This is a genomic window from Micromonospora sp. NPDC005205 (assembly GCF_040608275.1).
In the GTDB taxonomy this organism is placed as follows: Bacteria; Actinomycetota; Actinomycetes; order Mycobacteriales; family Micromonosporaceae; genus Micromonospora.
Genome location: NZ_JBEXHV010000021.1, coordinates 84,971 through 107,146, shown reverse-complemented (window position 1 = coordinate 107,146; position 22,176 = coordinate 84,971). Strand labels below are relative to the sequence as shown.

General features: G+C 72.5%; 18 protein-coding genes. 6 read left to right on the top strand and 12 right to left on the bottom strand.

What is annotated here, in order from left to right:
- Window positions 1-34: 34 nt before the first annotated feature.
- From ABZU43_RS28445 to ABZU43_RS28430, 4 genes are all read left to right on the top strand, one after another.
- Complete coding sequence (locus ABZU43_RS28445) at window positions 35-3,688, top strand: nitrate- and nitrite sensing domain-containing protein (protein WP_355009501.1); 3,654 nt, start codon at window positions 35-37, stop codon at window positions 3,686-3,688.
- Window positions 3,685-4,089, top strand: coding sequence for a roadblock/LC7 domain-containing protein (locus tag ABZU43_RS28440; RefSeq protein WP_030329023.1), 405 nt, complete (start codon window positions 3,685-3,687; stop codon window positions 4,087-4,089). Before ABZU43_RS28445 ends, ABZU43_RS28440 begins: the two co-directional genes overlap by 4 nt.
- Window positions 4,090-4,187: 98 nt before the next feature.
- Complete coding sequence (locus tag ABZU43_RS28435; protein WP_124820399.1) at window positions 4,188-4,562, top strand: DUF742 domain-containing protein; 375 nt, start codon at window positions 4,188-4,190, stop codon at window positions 4,560-4,562.
- A 1-nt stretch (window position 4,563) separates the two neighbouring features.
- A complete protein-coding gene (locus ABZU43_RS28430) occupies window positions 4,564-5,157 on the top strand; it encodes an ATP/GTP-binding protein (RefSeq protein ID WP_007455465.1) in 594 nt (197 codons plus the stop codon).
- A gap of 280 nt (window positions 5,158-5,437) precedes the next feature.
- On the opposite strand, the gene ABZU43_RS28425 is transcribed toward ABZU43_RS28430, so the two are convergent.
- Together ABZU43_RS28425 and ABZU43_RS28420 are read right to left on the bottom strand one after the other, a co-directional pair.
- Window positions 5,438-7,882, bottom strand: a complete 2,445-nt coding sequence (locus ABZU43_RS28425) for a transposase (protein WP_355009515.1) — start codon at window positions 7,880-7,882, stop codon at window positions 5,438-5,440.
- Between the two features lie 39 nt (window positions 7,883-7,921).
- The gene (locus ABZU43_RS28420; protein ID WP_355009500.1) at window positions 7,922-8,878 is read right to left on the bottom strand and encodes a DNA primase; all 957 of its coding nucleotides are present in this window, start codon (window positions 8,876-8,878) and stop codon (window positions 7,922-7,924) included.
- A 160-nt stretch (window positions 8,879-9,038) separates the two neighbouring features.
- On the opposite strand from ABZU43_RS28420, the gene ABZU43_RS28415 reads away from it, so the two are divergent.
- The gene (locus tag ABZU43_RS28415; protein WP_355009499.1) at window positions 9,039-9,377 is read left to right on the top strand and encodes a helix-turn-helix transcriptional regulator; all 339 of its coding nucleotides are present in this window, start codon (window positions 9,039-9,041) and stop codon (window positions 9,375-9,377) included.
- Between the two features lie 55 nt (window positions 9,378-9,432).
- Here ABZU43_RS28415 and ABZU43_RS28410 read toward each other — a convergent pair whose 3' ends face one another.
- From ABZU43_RS28410 to deoC, 10 genes are all read right to left on the bottom strand, one after another.
- Complete coding sequence (locus ABZU43_RS28410; RefSeq protein WP_355009498.1) at window positions 9,433-10,107, bottom strand: permease prefix domain 1-containing protein; 675 nt, start codon at window positions 10,105-10,107, stop codon at window positions 9,433-9,435.
- A gap of 68 nt (window positions 10,108-10,175) precedes the next feature.
- Window positions 10,176-12,050 carry a thiol reductant ABC exporter subunit CydC gene (cydC, locus tag ABZU43_RS28405; protein WP_355009497.1) on the bottom strand — a complete coding sequence of 625 codons (1,875 nt, stop codon included), beginning with the start codon at window positions 12,048-12,050 and terminating at the stop codon, window positions 10,176-10,178.
- The gene (cydD, locus tag ABZU43_RS28400; RefSeq protein ID WP_355009496.1) at window positions 12,047-13,723 is read right to left on the bottom strand and encodes a thiol reductant ABC exporter subunit CydD; all 1,677 of its coding nucleotides are present in this window, start codon (window positions 13,721-13,723) and stop codon (window positions 12,047-12,049) included. Before cydD ends, cydC begins: the two co-directional genes overlap by 4 nt.
- The gene (locus ABZU43_RS28395; protein ID WP_355009495.1) at window positions 13,720-14,727 is read right to left on the bottom strand and encodes a cytochrome d ubiquinol oxidase subunit II; all 1,008 of its coding nucleotides are present in this window, start codon (window positions 14,725-14,727) and stop codon (window positions 13,720-13,722) included. The genes cydD and ABZU43_RS28395 overlap by 4 nt, the downstream gene beginning before the upstream one ends.
- 10 nt (window positions 14,728-14,737) lie before the next feature.
- A complete protein-coding gene (locus tag ABZU43_RS28390) occupies window positions 14,738-15,991 on the bottom strand; it encodes a cytochrome ubiquinol oxidase subunit I (RefSeq protein WP_355009494.1) in 1,254 nt (417 codons plus the stop codon).
- A 446-nt stretch (window positions 15,992-16,437) separates the two neighbouring features.
- A complete protein-coding gene (locus ABZU43_RS28385; protein ID WP_355009493.1) occupies window positions 16,438-17,343 on the bottom strand; it encodes a M56 family metallopeptidase in 906 nt (301 codons plus the stop codon).
- 10 nt (window positions 17,344-17,353) lie between these two features.
- Window positions 17,354-17,827, bottom strand: coding sequence for a BlaI/MecI/CopY family transcriptional regulator (locus tag ABZU43_RS28380; RefSeq protein WP_355009492.1), 474 nt, complete (start codon window positions 17,825-17,827; stop codon window positions 17,354-17,356).
- Window positions 17,828-18,138: 311 nt separating this feature from the next.
- The gene (locus ABZU43_RS28375; protein ID WP_355009491.1) at window positions 18,139-18,963 is read right to left on the bottom strand and encodes an aldehyde dehydrogenase family protein; all 825 of its coding nucleotides are present in this window, start codon (window positions 18,961-18,963) and stop codon (window positions 18,139-18,141) included.
- Window positions 18,956-20,386: an aldehyde dehydrogenase family protein gene (locus tag ABZU43_RS28370; RefSeq protein ID WP_355009490.1), complete on the bottom strand. Its 1,431-nt coding sequence runs from the start codon at window positions 20,384-20,386 to the stop codon at window positions 18,956-18,958. The genes ABZU43_RS28375 and ABZU43_RS28370 overlap by 8 nt, the downstream gene beginning before the upstream one ends.
- A 6-nt stretch (window positions 20,387-20,392) precedes the next feature.
- Window positions 20,393-21,352: a deoxyribose-phosphate aldolase gene (gene deoC, locus ABZU43_RS28365; RefSeq protein ID WP_355009489.1), complete on the bottom strand. Its 960-nt coding sequence runs from the start codon at window positions 21,350-21,352 to the stop codon at window positions 20,393-20,395.
- A 133-nt stretch (window positions 21,353-21,485) separates the two neighbouring features.
- Between deoC and upp the strand changes: the two genes are divergently transcribed.
- Window positions 21,486-22,118: a uracil phosphoribosyltransferase gene (upp, locus tag ABZU43_RS28360; protein ID WP_355009488.1), complete on the top strand. Its 633-nt coding sequence runs from the start codon at window positions 21,486-21,488 to the stop codon at window positions 22,116-22,118.
- Window positions 22,119-22,176: the final 58 nt, after the last annotated feature.

Below are 22,176 nucleotides of genomic sequence, written 5' to 3'. Positions count from 1 at the left end.
AACGCGTTCAAGCTGTAATCGCGAGGGCGGTGACGTGAGCAAACGGCCAAAGACGGCGGGCTCCTTCCTGTCGCGGCTGCGCCGGCCGGCCAGCCGGCTCCGGGACATGCCGATCTGGTCCAAGCTCGGTCTCATCATGATCGTGCCGACCATCGCCACGGTCGTGGTGGGCACCAGTGGTCTCATCGACCACGTGGAGACGCTCAACAATGCCAACCGAGCTGGCGACCTGGCGAATCTGTCGAGCTATTCAGGTGATCTGGTCGACACCCTCCAGGACGAGCGGACCGCCGCCGTACTGCTGCTGGGTGCGGACGGAACGCAGCCGACGGCGCAGTACCAGGAGGCCTACAACCGGGTGAACTCCCGGGTGGACCAGGCAGCGGCCCCCTACCGGCAGCAGCGGGCCGAGGTCGAGGACCTGCCGAGCAGCCTGGAAGGTCTGCTCGACAGCATCGACCAGAACCTTCAGGACCTGTCGGGCGTCCGCAGCCAGGTGTTCAACGGCAAGCTCGCGCTCACCGAGACCGTGCAGGCGTACGAGGGGCTGATCAGTGACCTGCTCGCCATCCGCGACTCGTCCACACAGCTCGCCGGTGACAACCAGCTGAGCGACCGGATGCGCGCCGCCGCGGCGGTCGCCCGGGAGAAGGAGTTCCTCGCCGCACGCCGGGTCGTGGTGCACCGCGCGCTGGGTGTCAAGGGCGGTCAGCGCCTGACCCCGGCCCTGCGTCGGGACTACGTCGCCAGTGACACCGGCCAGCAGCAGGCCCTGCAGAGCTTCAAGGCCGTCGCCACCCCGGACGACGCCAAGTTCCACGACCAGACGGTCGCGGGCGGCGACCGCCGGCAGGCACAGAACTACACCGGCTGGATCGACGGCAACACCACAGGCAACATGCGCGGCGCGCCGTTCGGCCCGGACCAGTGGGAAGCCGCCATGACGGCCAACGCCAAGCTGATCCGCACCGTCGAGGTGAAGCTCGACAGCGAAGTGGTCGACCAGGCCGACACGCTCCGCTCGGACGTCCAGCGCCAGGTCTTCCTGGAGACCGGCCTGCTGCTCAGCATGCTGCTGCTGGCCATCCTCTTCGCCTACCTGGTGGCCCGCTCGATGGCCCGCTCACTGCGTGAGCTGCGGCAGGGTGCGCTCTCCGTGGCCCAGTACGGCCTGCCACAGGCGGTGGCCCGTCTGCGCGACCCGCAGGTCGTCGGGCAGCTCTCGCCGGTGCAGCTGGCCAACCAGATCGCCGAACCACTGCCGGTGCGCAGCAGGGACGAGTTCGGCCAGGTGACCGAGGCGTTCAACGCCGTCCACCTGGAAGCCGTCCGCACGGCCGCCGAGCAGGCGGCACTGCGTGCCTCCGTCGCGACCATGTTCGTCAACCTGGCCCGTCGTTCCCAGATCTTGGTCGACCGCCTCATCGGGCACCTCGACCGGCTGGAGCGCGGCGAGGAGGACCCGGACCGGCTGGCCGAGCTGTTCCAGCTCGACCACCTGGCCACCCGGATGCGCCGTAACGACGAGAACCTGCTGGTGCTCGCCGGTGCCGACTCCACCCGTGTGCAGCGTGAGCCGGCCGCTCTCATCGACGTGCTGCGCGCCGCGCAGTCCGAGGTTGAGCACTACACCCGGATCGAGTTCGGTGTCATCGACCGTGACATCGAGGTCGCCGCGCACGCGGTCAACGACCTGGTGCACCTCGTCGCGGAGCTGTTCGACAACGCCACCGCGTTCTCCCCGCCCGACTCGCAGGTCATGGTCGAGGCTCGCCGGGTCGGCGACCGCTCCTCGCTGTACGTCGAGGACCGCGGCATCGGCATCAGCGCCGACCAGTTGCACGACCTCAACGAGCGGCTCGCGACGCCGCCGCAGGTGGACGTGGCCGTGTCCCGGATGATGGGCCTGGTCGTGGTCGCCCGGCTGGCGTCCCGGCACGGTGTCCGGGTCGAGCTGCGTCCCGGCAGCGATCGCGGCACTGTCGCCGAAGTGAGCCTGCCCACCTCGGTGCTGGTGCCCCGGGCGCTCTCCGGTCGGGTGCAGCAGCCTCCGGCGCTGCCGGCGGCCGGTACTCACCAGTTCGGTGGTCCGCAGTCCGGTGCTCCCCAGTTCGGTGGTCCGCAGTCCGGTGGGCCCGCGCCGGTCTTCGGCGCGCTGCCCGCGCTGGGCAACGGTCCTCGGCCGAGCGAGTCCGGCAACCAGGTCACCCTGGGCGGTCGCCCGTTCGACCCCGCGACGCGCAACGGTGCCGGCACCCCCGCCAACGGCGGCGCGTACCGGTCGATGCCGGCCTGGTCCGACCTGACCGGCGCGGCCGGAACGAACGGCGTCAACGGCGGCGACGGGTTCACCCCCCGGTCGGCCAACAGCCACGGCATCGACCCGCTGCCGCAGCGCCGGGGCGGGGACGAGACCCCGACCACCGACCAGCAGCCGACCATTCCGCGTCAGCTGCCGAGCAGCCCCGAGGCGCACCCGTACTCGGCGCCGCCGGTCTCCGCGCAGCCCTACTCCGGTGCCCCGGTCTCCGCCTCGCCGGCCTCCGGCCAGCCGTACTCCGGGCAGCCCTACTCGGGTGCGCCGTACGGCGGCGCGCCGGTGTCCGCCGCTCCGGCCTCCGGTCAGCCGTACGCCGGTCCGCCGGTGTCCGCGTCGCCGGTCTCGGCCTCGCCGGCGTCCGGTCAGCCGTACGCGAACCAGCCGTACTCGGCGCCGCCGGCTTCCAGCCAGTCGTTCAGCGGCTTCGCGCCCCGGTCCGCCCCGCCCGCGCAGGCACCCAACGCCCCGGCGCCGCCGGCCTGGCCGCCAGTGCCGGGCAGCGACCGGGACACGGCCACCCCGCCGGTGCCCGAGCGGCTCGCCGCCGCGCTGGACATGACAACGGAGCTGCCGCGGGTGCCGCGACCCGGCGAGCAGCCGGCCGCAGCCCAGCCTCCGGCTCCTGCGCCGACCCCGGCAGCAGCGCCGGCTCCGGCTCCGGCTCCGCAGACTCGGCCGACGCCGCAGCAGCCGCAGGCGCAGAACCGTCAGCGGTACGCGGATGAGACGATGGAGCTGCCGATCTTCCGGGAGCTCGAGTCGGCCTGGTTCCGTACCCGTCGCCCGGGCTCCGAGGAGACCGCGGCCGGCGGTCAGCCAGCGACGAACGGCGACTCCGCGACCCAGCAGTTCGCCGCGGTCGAGGCCACCGGTCGGGCAGTCCACAAGACACCACCCGGGACGACAGGTAACACACCGATGGCAGACACTCCGACGGTCGGAGGAGCGCCGCGGGACAACGGCTCCACAGCGAACGAGGGCACCCGCCCCAGCCTCGCCGAAAGCCTGCCGAACCGCCGGCCCCAATCGCAGAGCAACGGCTGGCAGACCGCCGCCGACGACGGCTGGCGTGCTGCCTCCGCGGCGGCCGGCGCGGCGCCGGTGAGCGAGACCACCACGACCGGTCTGCCGAAGCGCAAGCCGATGGCGCAGCTGGTACCTGGTGCGGTGGAGAAGCCCACCACCTCGGTCCAGCGGCGCTCCCCGGAGGCGGTTCGTGGCCTGCTCTCCGCCTACCACCGGGGCGTGCAGCGAGGGCGTAGCACCTCGGACAACCCGACCAGCCCGGAGGCGACTCCGGGAGGGCAATCCTCGCAGTCTGGCTCAGGCCCGGTGGCCGGGAGCGGGCAGAAGGAGCAAGAAGGATGACAACTACGCAGGATCTTGGTTGGCTGCTGGCCAACTTCGCCGACCGGGTGCCCGGCGTCGCGCATGCGGTCGCCGTATCGGCGGACGGCCTACTCCTCGCGTCGTCACGGGATCTGCCGCGCGACCGGGCAGACCAGCTCGCCGCGATCTCATCGGGTCTGGTCAGCCTGACCCAGGGGGCAGCACGCTGCTTCGAGGGAGGCGCGGTGTTGCAGACCGTCGTGGAGATGGACAATGGCTTCCTGTTCCTGATGTCCATCTCCGACGGCTCGTCCTTCGCCGTGCTGGCAGCCCGCAGCTCCGACGTGGGCCAGGTTGGCTACGAGATGGCGCTGCTGGTCGACCGGGTGGGCGACGCGCTGACCCCGCAGCCGCGTGCGGCTGCGGGCATGCTGGGCTGACGTCTCGCCGATCGTGAGGTCGGCACGACTTCAACAACGACAACGACGGGTTTCACCGGTGGGAGCCGGTAACGGGTGCGAAGGAGGTGAGCGGCGAGATGGCCGATCGTGACGAACCAACCGGAGCGTTGGTCCGTCCATACGCCGTGACCCGTGGTCGCACCCGTCCCCGGCTCGACATCGCGCTGGAGGCGCTCGTCGAGACGACGGTGCGCGGCCGTACCGCTGCCAATGGCAACGGTGGTGGCCGCGAACACCAGTACATCGCCGCGCTGTGTGACGGTCGCGTGCAATCGCTCGCGGAGATCGCGGCGCGGATGCAGCTCCCACTCGGTGTGGCCCGGGTGCTCATCGCCGACATGGCGACGGACGGCCTGGTCGCGGTCCACGAGCCGACCATTTTGGACGACTCCGACGACGCGGTGGGCACTGAACTGCTGGAGAGGGTGCTGAGTGGACTTCGCAGGCTCTGACATGTCGCACCGCCCGCCGAACCCGAGCGGCCGCGTGACGTCGGCGAAGATCGTTATCGCCGGTGGATTCGGCGTCGGTAAGACGACGCTGGTCGGCTCGGTCTCGGAGATCACGCCGCTGACCACCGAGGCCATCATGACCTCCGCTGGCGTGGGCGTCGACGACACCCGGCAGGTGCCGGGCAAGACGACGACCACGGTGGCCATGGACTTCGGCCGGATCTCGATCGACCGTGACCTGATCCTGTACCTGTTCGGTACGCCGGGTCAGACCCGTTTCTGGTTCATGTGGGACGAACTGGTGCGGGGTGCGATCGGTGCGGTCGTGCTGGTGGACACTCGCCGGCTGGCCGACTGCTTCGCGGCGATCGATTTCTTCGAGCACCGACGCCTGCCGTACCTGGTGGCGATCAACTGCTTCGACGGGATGCAGTACCACGACCCGCAGGACGTCCGGGACGCCTTGGCGATCTCGAGCGACGTGCCGGTGGTGGCCTGCGACGCCCGTAACCGGGAGTCGACGAAGCACGTGCTGATCTCGCTGGTCGAGTACGTGCTGACCATGCGCCGTACGCGCGCCGTCGCCCCGGCCTGATCCGGGACGCTGCACGCCCCGGTGGTGGCTCCGGCCGCCATCGGGCGCTGCCAGCTGCCCGGGTGAGTGCCCCCGCGCTGGCTCGTCGCTCGGACGAGCCAGCGCGCCGCCGAGCCGCCTCCTGACGATCCTGGAAGCCGTCAGCCCCTTTCCGGGGCCCCGGCCACCCACCGTCCTCACGAGGCGGCTTTTGCGTGCCCGGGGAGATCCGCCCCGCACAGGCAGAAACGCCCCCAGCCAGCCGGCTGGGGGCGTTTCCGCGTGTGCGAAGGGGGGTCGGTCAGGACTGGTAGCCCGCCGAGCGGTACTCGTACTCCCGGTCGTCGTCGCGGTCCCCGTGGTCGCGGCTGAAGTCCCAACCGCCGGCCGCCTCGCGGCCGGGCCGACCACCCACTGCGAAACCGCCGATCTCCTGGCCGCGACGCCAGCCCCGGAAGTAGCCGGTGGTGTTCTCCGCGAGGCTTGCCGCATCACGCACTATGCGCAATGGGCGCTCCTCGCGCAGCGGCGAACCCGGCACCAGGTTGGCCTGCGGCACGCGCTTCGGCAGCCCGGCGTTGGTCTCGGCGCCCACCGCTGGGCGGGCGGCCTGCTCCGCGGCCTGCCAGCCGGTGTCGGCGGTGGTCGACCATTCCAGGTCGGACTCCTCGGCCTGCCCGACGAACCAGGCCGACTTGGCCTGCGCGAAGATCAGAAGATCCCCGTCGCCCTCGTCGGCGACCGGCGGCGGCCGGTGCTCCATGGGCGGTGGCCGGTGCTCGACCGGGGGCGACGGCCGGTGCTCGGCGGCGCGCTCGGTGCGGGCGGCCGCCCGACCGTTGCGAGCGGCCTGCTCGCGGTCGACCAGGCGCAGCGGCGGCGTCTCCAGGTGCTGGTCCGGGGGAGGGTTGAGCCCCTCGCGCAGCGCACGGTCGGCCAGCGGCGGCGGTTCCACCAGCCGCAGCATCGGCGGCTCCGGCGGCAGGTCGTCCGCCAACCACGGCGGGGTGACCCGACCGTCGGCCCGACCCGGGTCGGTCGGGGCTTCGACACCGCGGCTGCCGCCGTACGAGTAGGCCACCGGGTTGTTCGGTGAGCTGTCGGACGGGTCCTCCGGGTTGTTGACCAGCGGCCAGTTCGCACGGGAGCCGGGCGGTGCGGCCTCCTGCCCCGGTCGGGGGGTCGGCACCGGAATGCTGAGATCGGTGGCGCTGAACCCGCCGGTGGGTGGCTCGTCGACCGGGCGTTGCAGGTGGCTCGGCCGGGGCTCACCGTTGGTCTTGGGGCGGGGCGGAATGACCGTCCGCTGCCGCTCGGCCCGCGCGTTGTTGATGGCGGCAGTGGTCAGCGTCGGCCGGAACGGCTCACCGGCCTCGGCCGGCGGCACCATGCCCCGCTGCGCCGGCGCGATCGGGGTGATCCCGGGCGGCGGAGGCGGAGGCGCGGAGACGGGCCGGTTGGTCGGGCCGTCGATCCGGCTCGGAAGCGGCTCGCTGCGACTGGGCAGCGTGGACGGCGGCGGACCGGCCATCGCCGCCGGAGTCATCGGCGCGGGTGCGACCGGCGGCGGCGTGACCGGCGCGGGTGCGACCGGCGGCGGCCCGAGCGGGCGGGGCGACGCCAACGGCGCGTTGCCGGGGATCGGCTCTGGACGGCTGCGCCGCCCGACAGCGGCTGCCGGGTCGGCGGCGGGCGGGGTGGGTCGCACCGACCGCAACCCGGCGTTGGTGCCGGCGAGGCCCGTCAACCCGGCGTTGGTGCCGGCCAGGCCGGTCAACTCGCCGACGGACTCGCCGCGGCGGGCCGCAGCCCGGCGGCCGGGCGCCTGGACCGGCGTGCTGACCCGCGAGCTGAGCGCGCTGACCAGCGCCTCACACCCGGCGTCGCAGGCTCGTACGGAGGCGACGGCCTGGCGGACCGTCTCGGCCACCGCGGACGTGAGCGCCCGGTTGACCGCGGCCCGTCGGGGTGTCTCGGAGATGGCGACCCGCAGGGCGGTGACCGCCTCGTTGATCTCCTCGGCATCGGCGACCCCGTCCGCGGCGAGGTGCGCGGCGATGGCATCCGCCGCGACCGACACCTCGCGGCCCCGGGCCACTGTGCCGCCGAGCATGCCGGGCTCGGGCAGCGCGTCCAGCACTGCCAGAGAGACCGGCTCGGCCGGGTCCGGGTAGGCGCGCAGGGCCGCCGGGTAGAGCTCACGCAGAACCTCACGCAGCGCCACGGCGGCGGAGTGCCGGCCACTGGCCAGCGCGGCGTGCGCGGAGAGCACCTGCTTGTATCCGGCGAGGTCCCGGGGCGCCGGCAGGGTGACGGCGGAGAGCGCCCCCGCCTGCAATGCGCGGGCGAGGCCGACCGCCCGTCGTTCGGCCGGAGGCGACTGCATCTCCTCAAGGGAGTCGTCGTCGGCGAAGCGCTCGGCGAAGTCGTCCACCGAGTCGTCGTCAGCGATCGCCAGGGGTCGCCCCGCCGCGCTCAGCAGCGACGTGACCGTGTGGTCGTCGCTGTCGGCGGCGATGGCCGCACCGCTCGGCCCGCCCGACCGCTCCACGAGCAGCGCGACGAGCTGGGCGTAGCCAGCGGCGTCATCGCTGATCTCGCAGACATGCAGCAGACGGCCTGCGTCGTCGACCACAGCGGACGTCAGCGTCGAACCGGCGGAGGCCGGTCGGTCAGCTGGATCCGCCGAGGCCAGACCGCAGTAAACGCGCACGAGCGCCACGGCGTCGTCCTCCTCCCGGGACAGGTCTTTCCTCTGCCAGCAACTGATGCTCCCCGGTACGGGTCAGTCGCGCCAGTCCACCACCGCAGAGATCTTGCCGACAATGGTGCGCCAACCCAAACTTGCGGTCTGCGCCCCGATCTTCTTCAGCCGTCGCCGAGCCATGAACGCGCCGATCCCGCCGTTGGCGGTGCCACGCAGAGCCTCGTCCAGGTCGTCGAGGCTGGAGCCGGCCGAGAGCATGTCGAGTACCGCAGGCAGCCGCAATGCGTACGAGAGGTCACGCGCGGCCTCGCCCGCCTCGATCAGCAGGGTCGAATCCCACGTGTCGTGCCCGCCGCGCAGGTTCTCCACGACCAGGTCGAGCTCGTAGGTGTCCTCGTCCAGCGGAGCGATATCTGCCGGCTCCACCCGTTCGGACAATTCATTCCAGCTGTCCAGTTGGGACAGATCGTTTGGCGCACCGGATCGGATGAAACTGACAAGCGACTCGGGGGTCTTGAACAGCAGCAGCTTGCCCCGGTTGCTGAGGAAGACCGGCACCTCCTCGTCGTCCGCCTCGTCCGCGACTGCCTCGTCCGACTCCTCGTCGGTCCCGGTGTCGGTGGCGGCGCCGTCCCGGCGGCGCGTCGACTCGTCGTCCTCGTCGGCGAACTCCTGGGCCAGTTCCTCGTCGAGGATGACGACGGTCTCGTCGTCCTCGTCCTCCTCCTCGATCGCCTGGCGGCGGGCGAGGAACGGGTCGTCCTGGTCGCGCTCGGTCACGTCGGTCGGAGTCAGCGAGCTGGCCGGTCGGTACGCCCGGAGCGTGAAGCCGGTACCGGCGGGCAGGGCGATCTCCACTGGGTCGATGCGCAGCTCGTCCCAGAGTGAACGGTCGATCGATGCCGACGGTCGGTCGGTCTCGACCTCGTCTGGCTCGGCCACGCCGGTGGTGTCGTCGAGCTCGGGCTCGTCGGCGTCGGGCCGTTGGGGCGACTGGCGGGCCACGCTGACCTCCGTGTGCTTCGGGTTGCCCACCCACCGGGGTCTCTGACCGGCGAGTGACTCTGGGCACATACCCTAGTCGGCGGCCCTGGGTGACCGGTGCCCGCACCCCGGTGGCCGGTTGGGGCACGGGTCCGACCTGCTGGTCGTCGTCGCTGGCGAAGTGACGATTCGACAAGTAGCGTAGCTACGCATGAAGGCCCAGGAGCTGCACGGCCACCTCGATGCTCTGCTGCTCGCCGTGCTCGAACAGGGCGCGCTGCACGGCTACGCGATCATCGAGGCGCTGCGCGCCCGCAGTGACGGCAGTCTGGATCTACCCACCGGCACCATCTATCCGGCGCTCCGTCGCCTGGAACGCGCCGGTCACGTGGCGAGCACCTGGAGCACTGTCAGCGGCCGGGAACGGCGGACGTACCAGCTCACCGACTCCGGCCGGCGGGCGCTGGCCGGGGAGCGGGCCGGTTGGCGCGAGTTCCAACTGACCGTCGGCCGGTTCCTCGATTCCGGCAGCCCGCCCACCCCGGCCTGACGCGCCCACTGCTGAAGCGCCCCCTCCGGGCTGGCCCGTTCGCGCCGGCCGGTGATCAGCGGGTGGTGGCCAGCAGCCAGCCCCGCGCCGCGCGGGTGAGCGAGAAGTAGGCGCCTCCCACCAACACCGCTCCGATGATCATCGGGGGCCAGTGCAGCGCCGCGTCCCAGAGGTTCAACGACCAGGTGAAGAGGGCACCGCCGGCCACCATGCCGAGGATCAGGACGCCGGTCAGGCCGGTGCCCACGGCACGCTGGGCCAGAGCCAGGCCCGGCCGGGGTGCCCGTGCGCTCGCCCGGACCACCAGCAGGCCGGCCACCGCGAGCAGCAGCGTGCTCATCCAGATCCAGTCGACCGAGTTGGAGAGCAGCAGGTAGCCGGCGGGCGGGCGGGGGCCGTCGCTCCAGCTCGCCCCGCGCCAGGTCAGATCGCCGGCGGCCACCCCCACACCGGCGACCGCCAGCATCCGCAGGGAGAGCCCACGCAGGGCGCCCACCGCCAGCTCGGCCTGCCAGGACGGGAGCACCTGCGCCGGTGAGCCGAACTCAGCCACCGCCCTGCGCTGCGCCTCGGTGGGTGGCACCCCGCTCTCGCGGTACGCCTCCACGGCGTCCAGCAACCCGTGTCGGGCCTCGGTCAGCAGGTCGGACTTGAGTCGCGCCGGCCCCTGCAACCGGGCGGCCAGCTCCCGCAGGTGCTCGTCGACCATCACGTCCTCACCGCGCCACATGGCACCACAGTGCCACGGACCCCGGCCGGTCGACGTCCGGGAGAACCCTGGTCCGCCCCGGAGCCGGGTCAGGGGGCGAGCGCCAGGTAACCCCGTTCGGCCGCGGCCTGGAGCAGCCACTGGTCCCGGTACCAGCCCGGGGCCGCCACCAACTCGGCGTGCCGACCGCGCTGGATCACCCGACCGCCGTCCAGGACCACTATCTCGTCCAGCTCGGCCAGCCCGCTGAGCCGGTGGCTGATCAGCAGCACCGAGTGCCCGGCGGGGGTGGCGGCGAGGGCGGACGCGAGCACCGCGTCCGCGGCGGCCGGGTCCAGACCTTCGGTGGGCTCGTCGAGCACCAGCACCGGCGGCGCGGCGAGTAGTGCCCGGGCGAGCGCCAGCCGCTGCCGCTGCCCACCGGAGAGCTGCCCGCCCTCCTCGCCGACCAGCGTGTCCCAGCCCGTCGGCTGGGCACGGACCCAGTCCAGCAGGCCGGCGGCGGCGGTGGCCTCGGTCAGCTCCTCCTCGCCCGCTGCGGCCCACCCGAGCAGCAGGTTCTCCCGCACCGTGGCATGAAAGACGTACGCCTCGGCCAGCAGCCCGCCGACAGCGCGCGGCAGCGCCTCCTCGGCGTACGCCGAGAGGTCCTGACCGTCCAGGGTGACCCGGCCGGACGCGGGCGGGACGGTGCCGGTCAGCACGGCGGCCAGTGTGCTCTTGCCGGCGCCGCTCGGGCCGACGACCGCGATCCGGCGTCCCGCCGGCAGGTCCAGGCTGACCCCGTCCAGGGCGGGTGCCGCGCCGGCCCGGTACCGCACTGTCACGTCGACGAAGCGGAGGTCGTGCGGGCCGGTCAGGTCCGTTGAACCGGTCGCCGTCGCCGTCGCCGTCGCCGTCGCGGTCGCCGTCGCCGTCGCCGTCGCGGTCGCCGTCGCCGTCGCGGTCGCCGTCGCCGTCGCGGTCGCCGTCGCCGTCGCCGTCGGAGCGGTCGGCGGGTCGGCGTCGAGCAGGTCCGCCACCCGGGTCAGGCCGGGCCGCAGCTGCGTCCACTGCCGGGCCGCCGCTACCAACGCCAGCGTCACCTCGACGGCGGCCAGGGTGCCGACGGCCAGGACGCCCACCAGCACCCCCCGCACGTCGGCGGCGAGCGCGACCAGCACCACCGCCGCGGCGGTCACGCCGGCGGCCAGTACGCCGGCCGCGTCCACGGCGAACCCGGTGGCGGCCAGTCGCCGTTCCAGCCTGGCCAGCCGGTGGGCGCGCTGCTCGGCGGCGCGCAGCGTGATGTCGGTCGCCCCGAACGCGGCCAGGTCTGCGGCACCGTGGGTGAGGTCGATCGCGTCGGTGGCCAGCGCGCCCCGCAGGGGGGCCACCTCGGCTGCGCTGCGGCGGGTGACCGCGGTGGCCAACGCGGGCAGCGCCACCCCGGCGACCAGCAGCCCGACGGCGAGCGCCCCGGCGGCCGGTGGTGAGATCAGCGCCGCCACGGCGACCGCCGACACACCGACCACTGCCGCCGCAGAGGCGGGCACCAGCACCCGCAGCAGCAGGTCCTGGACGGCCTCCACGTCGGAGACCAGGCGGCTCAGCACGTCCCCCGAGCGGTGCGCCGTGCCACGGCGGGCCGCCAGGGTGGCGAAGACCCGGGCCCGGACGTCGGTGATCATGCGGAGCACCGCGTCGTGCCCGGCGAGTCGTTCGGTGTAGCGGAACACGCCACGGCTGATCGCCAGCGCCCGGACCGCGACGATCGCCACTGTGAGGCGGTCCAGCGGAGGCTGACCGGCGGCGCTCATCAGCAGCCAGGTGGCGGTGGCCATCAGGGCCAGGCCGGCGAACTCGGTGGCGGCCGCCAGCAGCCCGGCTCCGACCAGGCGGCCCAGGTACGGCCGGGCCAGTCGCAGCACCGCCCGCTCGGCGGTGGCCCGCCCGGCCGGTGCCGACCCCTTCTGCCCGGTCATCGGGCGGCCTTCCCGGTCGGTTCGGGCGTCAACTCGGTGACTTGACCGTCCTCGATGCGCAGGATCCGGTCGGCGTCGGCCAGCAACGCCGGGCGGTGTGCGACGAGCAGCGCCGTCCGCCCGGCGACCAGGCGACGGGTGGCGTCGAGCACCACCGCCTCAGCGGCCGTGTCGAGTCGGGCGGTGGGTTCGTCGAGCAGCACCACCGGGGCGGAGCGCAGGAACGCCCGGGCCAGTGCCACCCGCTGCCGCTGCCCACTGGACAGCCCGTGGCCGCGCTCACCGAGCAGGGTGTCCAGGCCGTCGGGCAGCCCGGCCACCACGTCGTCCAGTGCGGCGTCGCGCACCGCGGCGGTGAGTACGTCGGCCGGGGTGTCCGGTGCGCCGAGGCGGATGTTGTCGGCCAGCGAGGCGGCGAAGAGGTGCGCCCGCTGCGGCACCCAGGCGAGCTGCCGGCGCCAGGCGTCCGGGTCGGCGGTGGCGAGGTCGACCCCGTCCACGGTGATCCGGCCGCTGGTCGGCGTCACGAAACCCAGCAGCAGGCCGAGCAGCGTGCTCTTGCCGGCGCCACTGGGCCCGATGATGGCGATCCGCTCGCCGGGTCGGATGGTCACTGTCACGTCGCGCAGCGCTGTGGTCCGCTCGTACGCCACCGTCACCCCCTCGAACCGGATCTCGGCCCGCGCGTCGGGGACGGAGGCACCCTCGGCGGCCCGGGGCGCGGTGGGTGCGGCGGAGACGGTCAACGCCTCGTCCAGCGCGGCCAGCCCTTCCATGCTGGCGTGGAAGCGGCTGCCGGCGGCCCGCAACGGCAGGTACGCCTCCGGGGTCAGGAGCAGCACCAGCAGCGCGGTCTGCAGGGCCAGCCCGCCACCGAGCAACCGGATGCCGACCGGCACCGCGACCAGCGCCACCGAGAGGGTGGCGACCAGTTCGAGGACCAGCGCGGAGAGGAACGCGATCCGCAGTGTCTTCATGGTGGCGACGCGGTGTCCGTCGGCCATCCGGCGTACCACGTCGGTCTGCGCCCGGGCACGCCCGAACGCGCGCAGCGTGGGCAGCCCGGCGACCATGTCCAGGAAGTGCCCGCCGAGCAGCGCGAGCCGCCGCCACTGCCGCTCGGTGGCGGCCTGCGCCTGCCAGCCGAGCAGTGCGCCGAAGACCGGGATCAGCGGCAGGGTCAGCGCGATGATCACCGCCGAACTCCAGTCGGCGAAGACGACCCGCGCCAGCACCGCGAGGGGCACCGTCACGCTGAGCACCAGTTGCGGCAGGTACCCGGTGAAGTACGCGTCCAGCGCGTCCAACCCACGCCCTGCCAGTGTGGCGATCTCACCGGCCCGCTGCCCGGCCACCCACCCGGGCCCGTGCCGGCCCACCGCGCCGAGCAGGTCGGCCCGCAGGGTGGCCTTGACCGTGGCGGCGACGCGCGCTGAGACAGTGCCCTGCGCCCACACCAGGGCCGAGCGGGCGGCGACAGCGACCACGAAGCCGGCCAGCGCCGGTCGATCCAACCGGCCGTCGATCGCGGTGGCCAGCAGCGACGCGAGCGCGGTGGCCTGCGCCACGATCAACCCGGCGGCCAGCACCCCCAGGAGCGCGAGCACGGCAAGATCGCCCCGGGCCGCAGGGACCCGGCGCAGCAGACGCGGGTCGAACGGACGGCGGCTCACCAGTACACCGGTGCCCTACCGTCGGTCCGTCCTCGGAAAACCCACCAGCACATCGCCTGGAAGCCTAGTAGGGCCGGAAGTAGCGGCAGCGCCACCCAGCCCAGCAGCCGCAGGGTCGGCGTGCTGGCGGCCGCGTCGGCCACCCGCAGCGAGGCGTCCGGGTCGGTCGTGGACACCAGCACGTAGGGCCAGAGAGCTGCTCCGACCAGCAGCACCGGCAACGCCAGGGCCGCGCCGGTGGCGACCAGAGCCCACCCCGGCCGCCGCCGGGCCAGCGCCGCACGGGCCGCCAGCAGCGCCGCCACGAGCAGCACGGGCAGGAGTACGGCCACCGCCGGTCGCTGCACGGCGTCGCGTACCCGGGCGGAGAGCAGGCCCACGACGGTGGCCAGGGCGACCGCGGTGAGGGCCACCGGCACCAGCCGGCGGGCCGTGCGGCCGACCACGGCGGCGGCCTCCGCCGACAGTCGCAGTGTGAGGAAGGTCGCCCCGTGCACCGCGACCAGGGTGACCATGGCCAGGCCGGCGGCGGCCGCGAACGGGGTGGCCAGGTGTGTCACCCCGGCGACGTGCCCGTCGGCCTTCAGGGGTACGCCCTGCAACAGCGCGGCGAGCAGCACACCCCAGCCCAGCGCGGCGAGGACGCTGCCGATCACCACGACGCGGTCCCAGCGGGCGCGAACCCGCTCGTCACTGGGCCGGCTGCGCAACTGCACCCCGACGGTGACCAGGATGACGCCGACCAGGGCACCGGCGACTGCCGGATAGCAGCCGGCGAGCAGCTCGCCCTCCAGGAGGGGGAACGCGCCGAAGAGAATGCCCATGGCGGCCACCAGCCAGACCTCGTTGCCGAGGAAGAACGGGCCGAGCGCGGTGAGCGCCTCCCGGCGCCCGGCCGGACCGACGCCGCGGGCGAGCAGCAGCCCGACGCCGTAGTCGTAGCCGGCGAGCACCAGGTAACTGGCGAAGAAGAAGCCGAGCACTGCGTACCAGGCGAGGTCCACTGTCTACTCCTCAGAGGAGGGCGGGTTCGGGGTGGGCCAGCTCGCTGGGCGGTACCGGTGGGCGGCCGAGCGCCGGGTCGGCCGCGCCGCGTCTGGCGTGCCGGGCGAGCAGCACCCAGTTGGTGACGGCGAGGGTGCCCAGCAGCAGGCTGAACCCGATCAGCGAGGCGAGCATCAGCGGCGCGCTGACCCGGGAGACGGCCTGCTCGGTGGGGAGCAGCCCGTACGCCACCCAGGGTTGACGGCCGACCTCCCGGGAGATCCAGCCGAGGATCACCGCGATGAACGGCAGCGGCAGGGCGAGCAGGATCAGCCAGAGCGGGAAGCGCAGTCGGATGACCCAGTCCCGGAAGAGCAGGGGCAGCAGGAGCCAGACGCAGCCGAGGGTGAAGCCGATCAGGATCATGAAGCCCAACCCGACGCTGGCCAGCACCGGCGGGGTGTAGTCGCCGGGGCCGAACCGCGTGGTCCACTCGGCGATCAGCGCCTGGCTCTCCGGGCTGTCGCCGCCGAACTTGGTCGGCTGCACCGAGCCCACCGGGCCGAACTGGGCGAAACCGAAGCCCTGCACCATCGTGATGGCCAGTGCCGCGGTGACCAGGCCGATCCGCAGCGAGGTGCGGAAGAGCGCGAAGTCCGGGGTACGCCGGATCAGGTGCCAGGCGCTGACCGCCGCCATCAGCATCCCGCCGACCAGCAGCGCAGCCGAGACCACGTGCCCGAAGGCCATGCCGAGGCTGGGGTTGCTGAGCAGCGCGCCGAAGTCGGTGAGGTGGGCGATCCCGTCGCGGACCTCGTAGCCGACCGGGTTCTGGAGCCACGAGTTGGCCACCATGATCCAGAACGCCGAGGCGTACGCGGTGATCGCCACGCCCCAGAGCAGCGCGAGGTGGACGCCCTTGCCGAGCCGGTGCCAGCCGAAGATCCACATTCCGAGGAAGGTGGACTCCAGGAAGAACGCCACCAGCGTCTCGATGGCCAGGGGCGCGCCGAACACGTTGCCGACGTAGCGCGACAGGCCGCTCCAGTTCAGCCCGAACTGGAACTCCATCACGATCCCGGTGGCGATGCCGAGCACATAGTTGATCACGTAGAGCTGGCCCCAGTAGCGGGTCAGCCGCTCCCACTTCGGGTTGCCGGTGATCACCCAGGCGGTCTGCATGCCGACGAGCAGGGTGACCAGCCCGAGCGTGACCACCACGAACAGGAAGTGGATCGAGGTGGTGGTGGCGAATTGCAGGCGGGCGAGGAGCAGGGTGTCCATGACCAGCCCTCCATAGCGTTGGCTCCCTTGTCGTAGCCACCCTACACGTAGCTAGCCTACTGGTAACGTCTACTACGCCACGTCGTAGAAATATTACTACGTAACGTAGTAATAAAGCTCGCGCTCAACCCTGACCCTGCGTGCCGTAGCGCCCCGGGTCCGTCACCGCCCCACCCCGTCGATCATGGAGTTGTGGTGGATGACAAAGTCCCCCTTAGTAAACAAACCAGGCACCGCAACCCCATGATCGACCCGACCGGGCCGCGATCTTGCACTTTCTGTCCCGGCATAGGGCGCATTCGAGGCTTATCGACAACCGAAACTGCAAGATCGGCGGGGGTGGGCGCGGCGCGGCGCGGGGCGGGGCGGTCAGGGGCGGCAGCCTGGATCTGGTGGTCGGCTTGCGGTGCGGGGCAGCGGTTTGCCGCCGAGGTGCCCGGTGGGCGTCAGCTCAGGAAGAGGGTGACCGGGAGGGCGACCAGCGTGGTGGCGACCGCGAGGGCGGTGGCGCCGAGCACCCGGGGCGGCCGGTCGCTGACCAGCAGGCGCTGCACCCGTACGTCGAGATCCCGGTCGCCCATGCCGAGCGCGCCGGCCGGGGTGATCCGGTGCCCGGCGGCGGCGAACCGGCGCAGCGCACCCGCCAGCGGTGCCTCGGCGTGCAGCTCGCGGGCCTTGTCGTCGGCGCGCATCTCGACCAGCAGGGCGACCCGCTCGTGCGCGTCGCGCACCCAGCCGAACCACGGCAGCGCCCTGCACAGCGCAGTGAACGGCAGCAGCACCAGGTCGTGCCGCTCGTGGGCGTGCGCACGCTCGTGGCTGAGAACCGCGGCCAACTCGGCCCGGTCCAACAGGCTCAGGGTGCCGGCGCTGATCACCACCTGCGGCTTCACGCCCGGCAGGCAGTACGCGGCGGCGCTCGGATGATCCAACACCAGCGCGCCCGGCGCGGCCGGGTCGTTCCGGGCGACCAGGGAGAGCAGGTCCCGGTGGCGACGCTGGGCGCGTACGGTGCCGTGGATGCTGCGAACGGTCGTCGTGACCAGCACCGCCCCGATGCCGAAGCCCACGCCGACGCCGGCCAGGTGGAACGTGCCCACCCCGATCGGCAGGGCACCGTGGGCGAGGTCGTTGGCGAGGGCGAGCAGTGCGCTACCGGTCGACCGGTCGTACGCGCTCAACCCGAGCGCCATCGGCAGGCCCATCGCCGAGAGGCCCAACGCCAGCCCGACGGCCTGCCAGCAGACGATCGCCACCCGCGGGCTGCGCCACGTCCAGGTGGAACGGGCCAACACCTGGGCGGTCAGATAGCAGGCCAGCATCGTGGCGGCGAAGTGCACGGCGTAGGCCATGGCGCGCGCCCTACCGCTCCGCTGTCTCGCCGGCGGCTCGTCGGCCCGCCGGCCCGTCCACCCGGTCGGTCAGGGCGTCGGCCCTGCCCGCGTCGCCGCCGGTGGAGCCCGGCCCGGTCAGGCCGGCTTCATTGCCCAGGGCCGCTCGCAGCACCTCGGCCTCGGTGCCGGTCACCGAGCGGGCGAAGCGCACCAGCGCGGCGTCCCGGCTGCCACCCAGGTCGAGGGCGTCGAGCATTAGTTGAGCGATGTGCGCCTCGCGGCTGGCCGCCGGACGATACCGCCAGGCCCGGCCTTCCCGCTCCCGTTGCACCATGCCCTTGCCGGCGAGCCGGTCCAGCACTGTCATCACAGTGGTGTACGCCAGCTCACGGCCATCGAGCGCGTCGGCCACCTCGCGCACGGTCACCCCGTCCGACGTGCCGGGAACCACGTCCCACAGCACGTCCATCACCGCACGCTCAAGATCGCCCAACCGAGTCACGAACCAATCCTACCCCCGGTAGTAGACCCCCACCCGCCCGTCCCCACCCACCACCAACCCCACCCACCCTCGCCACCAGCGATCATGGGATTGACCGGGCCGAAAGAGATCAAAGCCCCCGCCAACCCCATGATCACCAGGGGAGATCGGCGGAACAGGACAAGCACAGGGCAAGAACAGGGATGTTGCTGCCTCCGAGGCGCTGGAGGCAGCAACATCCCTGAAGGCGCCGTGGATCCTGACCGCCCGGAGTGGGCGGGCTCCCCCCGGAAAACCGCCCCGGACAGAAACCCAGAGGCCGAAAAAGCCGATCACACCCCCTTGGGGTGCCACACCGTCTTCGTCTCCAGCAGCGCGGTCATCGGCGCCACCCCCGGGTCACCGGTCCAGTCGTGGTCGGCCGGGGCCGGCCGGAGCACCCGCTTGAGGTTGTCCGCCGCCTTGACCTCCAGGTCGGTGGCGAGCGCGGCGTCGGTGACCCCGGTCAGGTCGATCGCATTGACGTCCATGTGCGCGGCCAGCGTCGGCGCGGTCTCGGTGATCGCGCCGGTGAGGATGTTGACCACACCGCCGGGCAGGTCGGAGGTGGCCAGCACCTCGGCCAGCGTCACCGCCGCCAGGGGCTCGCTCGGGGATGCCGCCACCACCACCGTGTTGCCGGTGACGATCGCCGGGGCGATCACGCTGACCAGGCCGAGCAGCGCCGGGCGTTCCGGGGCGACCACCGCGACCACGCCGGTCGGCTCGGGCGCGGAGATGTTGAAGTACGGGCCGGCGACCGGGTTGGCGCCGCCGTACACCTGGGCCACCTTGTCGGCCCAGCCGGCGTACCAGACCCAGCGGTCGACAGCGGCGTCCACCTCGTCGCCGGGGATGCCCAGGGCGACGAACTGTTCGCGGCGGCCCTCCAGCATCTCGGCGGCCCGGTAGAGGATCTGACCCCGGTTGTACGCGGTCGCGCCAGCCCAGCCCTTGACGGCGGCGCGGGCGGCGACCACCGCGTCCCGGGCGTCCTTGCGGGAGGCCAGTGACACATTCGAGGACTGCACGAGATACGACCGTCCCGACTCGCTGCGCGGGAACTTCCCGCCGATGAAGAGCTTGTACGTCTTGCGTACCGCGACCCGCTCAGACATTGAGGTACCCCTCCAGCCCGTGCCGGCCGCCCTCGCGACCGTAGCCCGACTCCTTGTAACCACCGAACGGCGAGGTGGGGTCGAACTTGTTGAAGGTGTTGGCCCAGACCACGCCGGCGCGTAGCCGGTCGGCCATCCACAGGATCCGGGAGCCCTTGTCGGTCCAGATCCCGGCCGACAGCCCGTACGGCGTGTTGTTGGCCTTCTCGACGGCCTCGGCCGGGGTGCGGAAGGTCAGCACCGACAGCACCGGGCCGAAGATCTCCTCGCGGGCGATCCGGTGTGCCTGGGTGACGCCGGTGAAGATGGTCGGCGCGAACCAGAAGCCCCGGTCGGGCAGGTCGCACGGCGGTGACCAGCGCTCGGCGCCCTCGGCCGAGCCGGCGTCGGACAGCTCACGGATCCGCTCCAGCTGGGCGGCCGAGTTGATCGCGCCGACGTCGGTGTTCTTGTCCAGTGGGTCACCGACCCGGAGCTGAGCCATCCGTCGCTTCAGCGAGTCCAGTACCCGGTCGGCCACGTTCTCCTGGACCAGCAGTCGGGAGCCGGCGCAGCAGACGTGCCCCTGGTTGAAGAAGATGCCGTTGACGATGCCCTCGACGGCCTGGTCGATGGGTGCGTCGTCGAAGACGATGTTGGCGGCCTTGCCGCCCAGCTCCAGGGTGAGCTTCTTGCTGGTGCCGGCGACGGAACGGGCGATGGCCCTGCCCACGTCGGTGGAGCCGGTGAAGGCGACCTTGTCCACGCCGGGGTGCTCGACGAGCGCGCGGCCGGTGTCGCCAGCGCCGGTGAGGATGTTGACCACACCGGCCGGCAGCTCGGCCTGCTGGCAGATCTCGGCGAAGAGCAGCGCGGTCAGTGGGGTGGTCTCGGCCGGCTTCAGCACCACCGTGTTGCCTGCGGCCAGCGCCGGGGCGATCTTCCAGGCCAGCATGAGCAGCGGGAAGTTCCACGGGATGACCTGCGCGGCCACGCCGATGGGGCGCGGGTTGGCACCGAAACCGGCGTGCGGGAGCTTGTCGGCCCAGCCCGCGTAGTAGAAGAAGTGCGCGGCGACCAGTGGCAGGTCGACGTCGCGGGACTCGCGGATCGGCTTGCCGTTGTCCAGCGACTCCAGGACGGCCAGCTCGCGGGAGCGCTCCTGGATGAGCCGGGCGATCCGGTACAGGTACTTCGCCCGGTCCCGGCCCGGCATCGGGCCCCAGACCTTGTCGTACGCCTTGCGGGCGGCGCGCACCGCGCGTTCCACGTCCTGGGCGCCGGCCTCGGCGACCTCGGCCAGCACCTCCTCGGAGGCGGGGTTGATCGACTTGAAGCTGCCACCGTCGGTCGGGTCGACGAACGTGCCGTCGATGAACAGCCCGTACGAGGGTTTGAGGTCCACCACCGAGCGGGACTCGGGGGCGGGGGCGTATTCGAACATCGGCTATCAGTCCAGGGTGAAGTAGTCGGGACCGGAGTAGACGCCGGTCGTCAGCTTGGTGCGCTGCATCAGCAGGTCGTTGAGCAGGCTGGACGCGCCGAAGCGGAACCAGTCCGGGTCGAGCCAGTCCGGGCCGACGGTCTCGTTGACCATCACCAGGTACTTGATCGCGTCCTTGGTGGTCTTGATGCCACCGGCGGGCTTCACGCCCACCTGCCGCCCGGTCGCTTCGCGGAAGTCGCGCACCGCTTCCAGCATCACCAGGCTCACCGGCATCGTCGCCGCGATCGGGACCTTGCCGGTGGAGGTCTTGATGAAGTCGCCGCCGGCCAGCATGGCCAGCCAGGAGGCCCGCCGGACGTTGTCGTAGGTGGCCAGCTCGCCGGTCTCCAGGATCACCTTGAGATGGGCGTCCCCGGAGGCTTCCTTGGTGGCCACGATCTCGTCGTAGACCTCCTTGTACCGCCCGGCCAGGAAGGCACCCCGGTTGATCACCATGTCGATCTCGTCGGCACCGGCCGCGACGGCGGCCCGGGTGTCTGCCAGCTTGATCTCCAACGGCGCCTGACCCGAGGGGAACGCGGTCGCCACGCTGGCCAGGTGCACACCGGAGCCGCGCAGCACCTCTGCCACGTGGGGGACCATCGCCGGGTAGACGCAGACCGCGCCGACGTGCGGGCAGGACGGGTCGGCCGGGTCCGGGCGCAGGGCCTTCGCGGCGAGCGCGCGCACCTTGCCCGGGGTGTCCGCCCCTTCCAGGGTGGTCAGGTCGACCATCCGGATCGCCAGGTCGATCGCCTGCGCCTTGGCGGTGGTCTTGATGGAGCGGGTGCCGAGCTGTGCCGCCCGCTGCTCCGCGCCGACCTGGTCCACGCCGGGCAGGCCGTGCAGGAAGGTCCGCAGAGCGGTCTCGGATCGTCCCAGCTCGGAGAGATCCGACCGGGCCGACGTCGTTGTCGCCGTCATGCCGAGAAGTCTACGCACGAGACCGCCGAGTGATCTTGCTCACGACCGCTCGATGAGGTTCCGACGTGAGCGGCGTCCCTGGTCCGACCGCACCCGCACCGTCGCGGGGTACGGACCGGTAGGTTGAGCGATCGTGGACGTACACGTCATTGACCACCCGCTGGCCCAGTCAAGGTTGACCGCCATGCGGGACGCGCGCACCGATTCCTCGACGTTCCGGGCGGCGCTGCACGAACTGACCACCATGCTGGTGTACGAGGCGGCGCGTTCCTTTCCCGTCGAGCGGTACCCGGTGCAGACGCCGGTCACCGGCACCGAGGGCACCCGACTGGCCAACCCGCCGCTGCTGGTCCCGGTGCTGCGCGCCGGGCTGGGCATGGCGGACGCCGCGCTGGGTCTGCTGCCCGAGTCCTCGATGGGTTTCGTGGGCCTGGCCCGCGACGAGGCGACCTACGAGCCCCGCGCGTACATGGAGTCGCTGCCACGCGACCTGGCCGGGCTGCCGGTGCTGGTGCTCGACCCGATGCTGGCCACCGGCGGTTCGCTGGAGCACTGCTGCCAGCTGCTGGCCGACCGCGGCTGCACTGACATCACAGTGCTCTGTGTGCTCGCCGCCCCGGTCGGCATCGACCGGCTGGAGCGCTCCGGCCTGCCGTTGCGCCTGGTCACGGCCTCGATCGACGAGGGGCTCAACGACCACATGTTCATCGTCCCCGGCCTCGGCGACGCCGGCGACCGCCAGTTCGGCGGCATGCCCCGCTTCTGACGGGAGACCCGGTCGGTGCCGGGTCCGGCGGGGTCCGTGCACCGGGTGCGCGGACCCG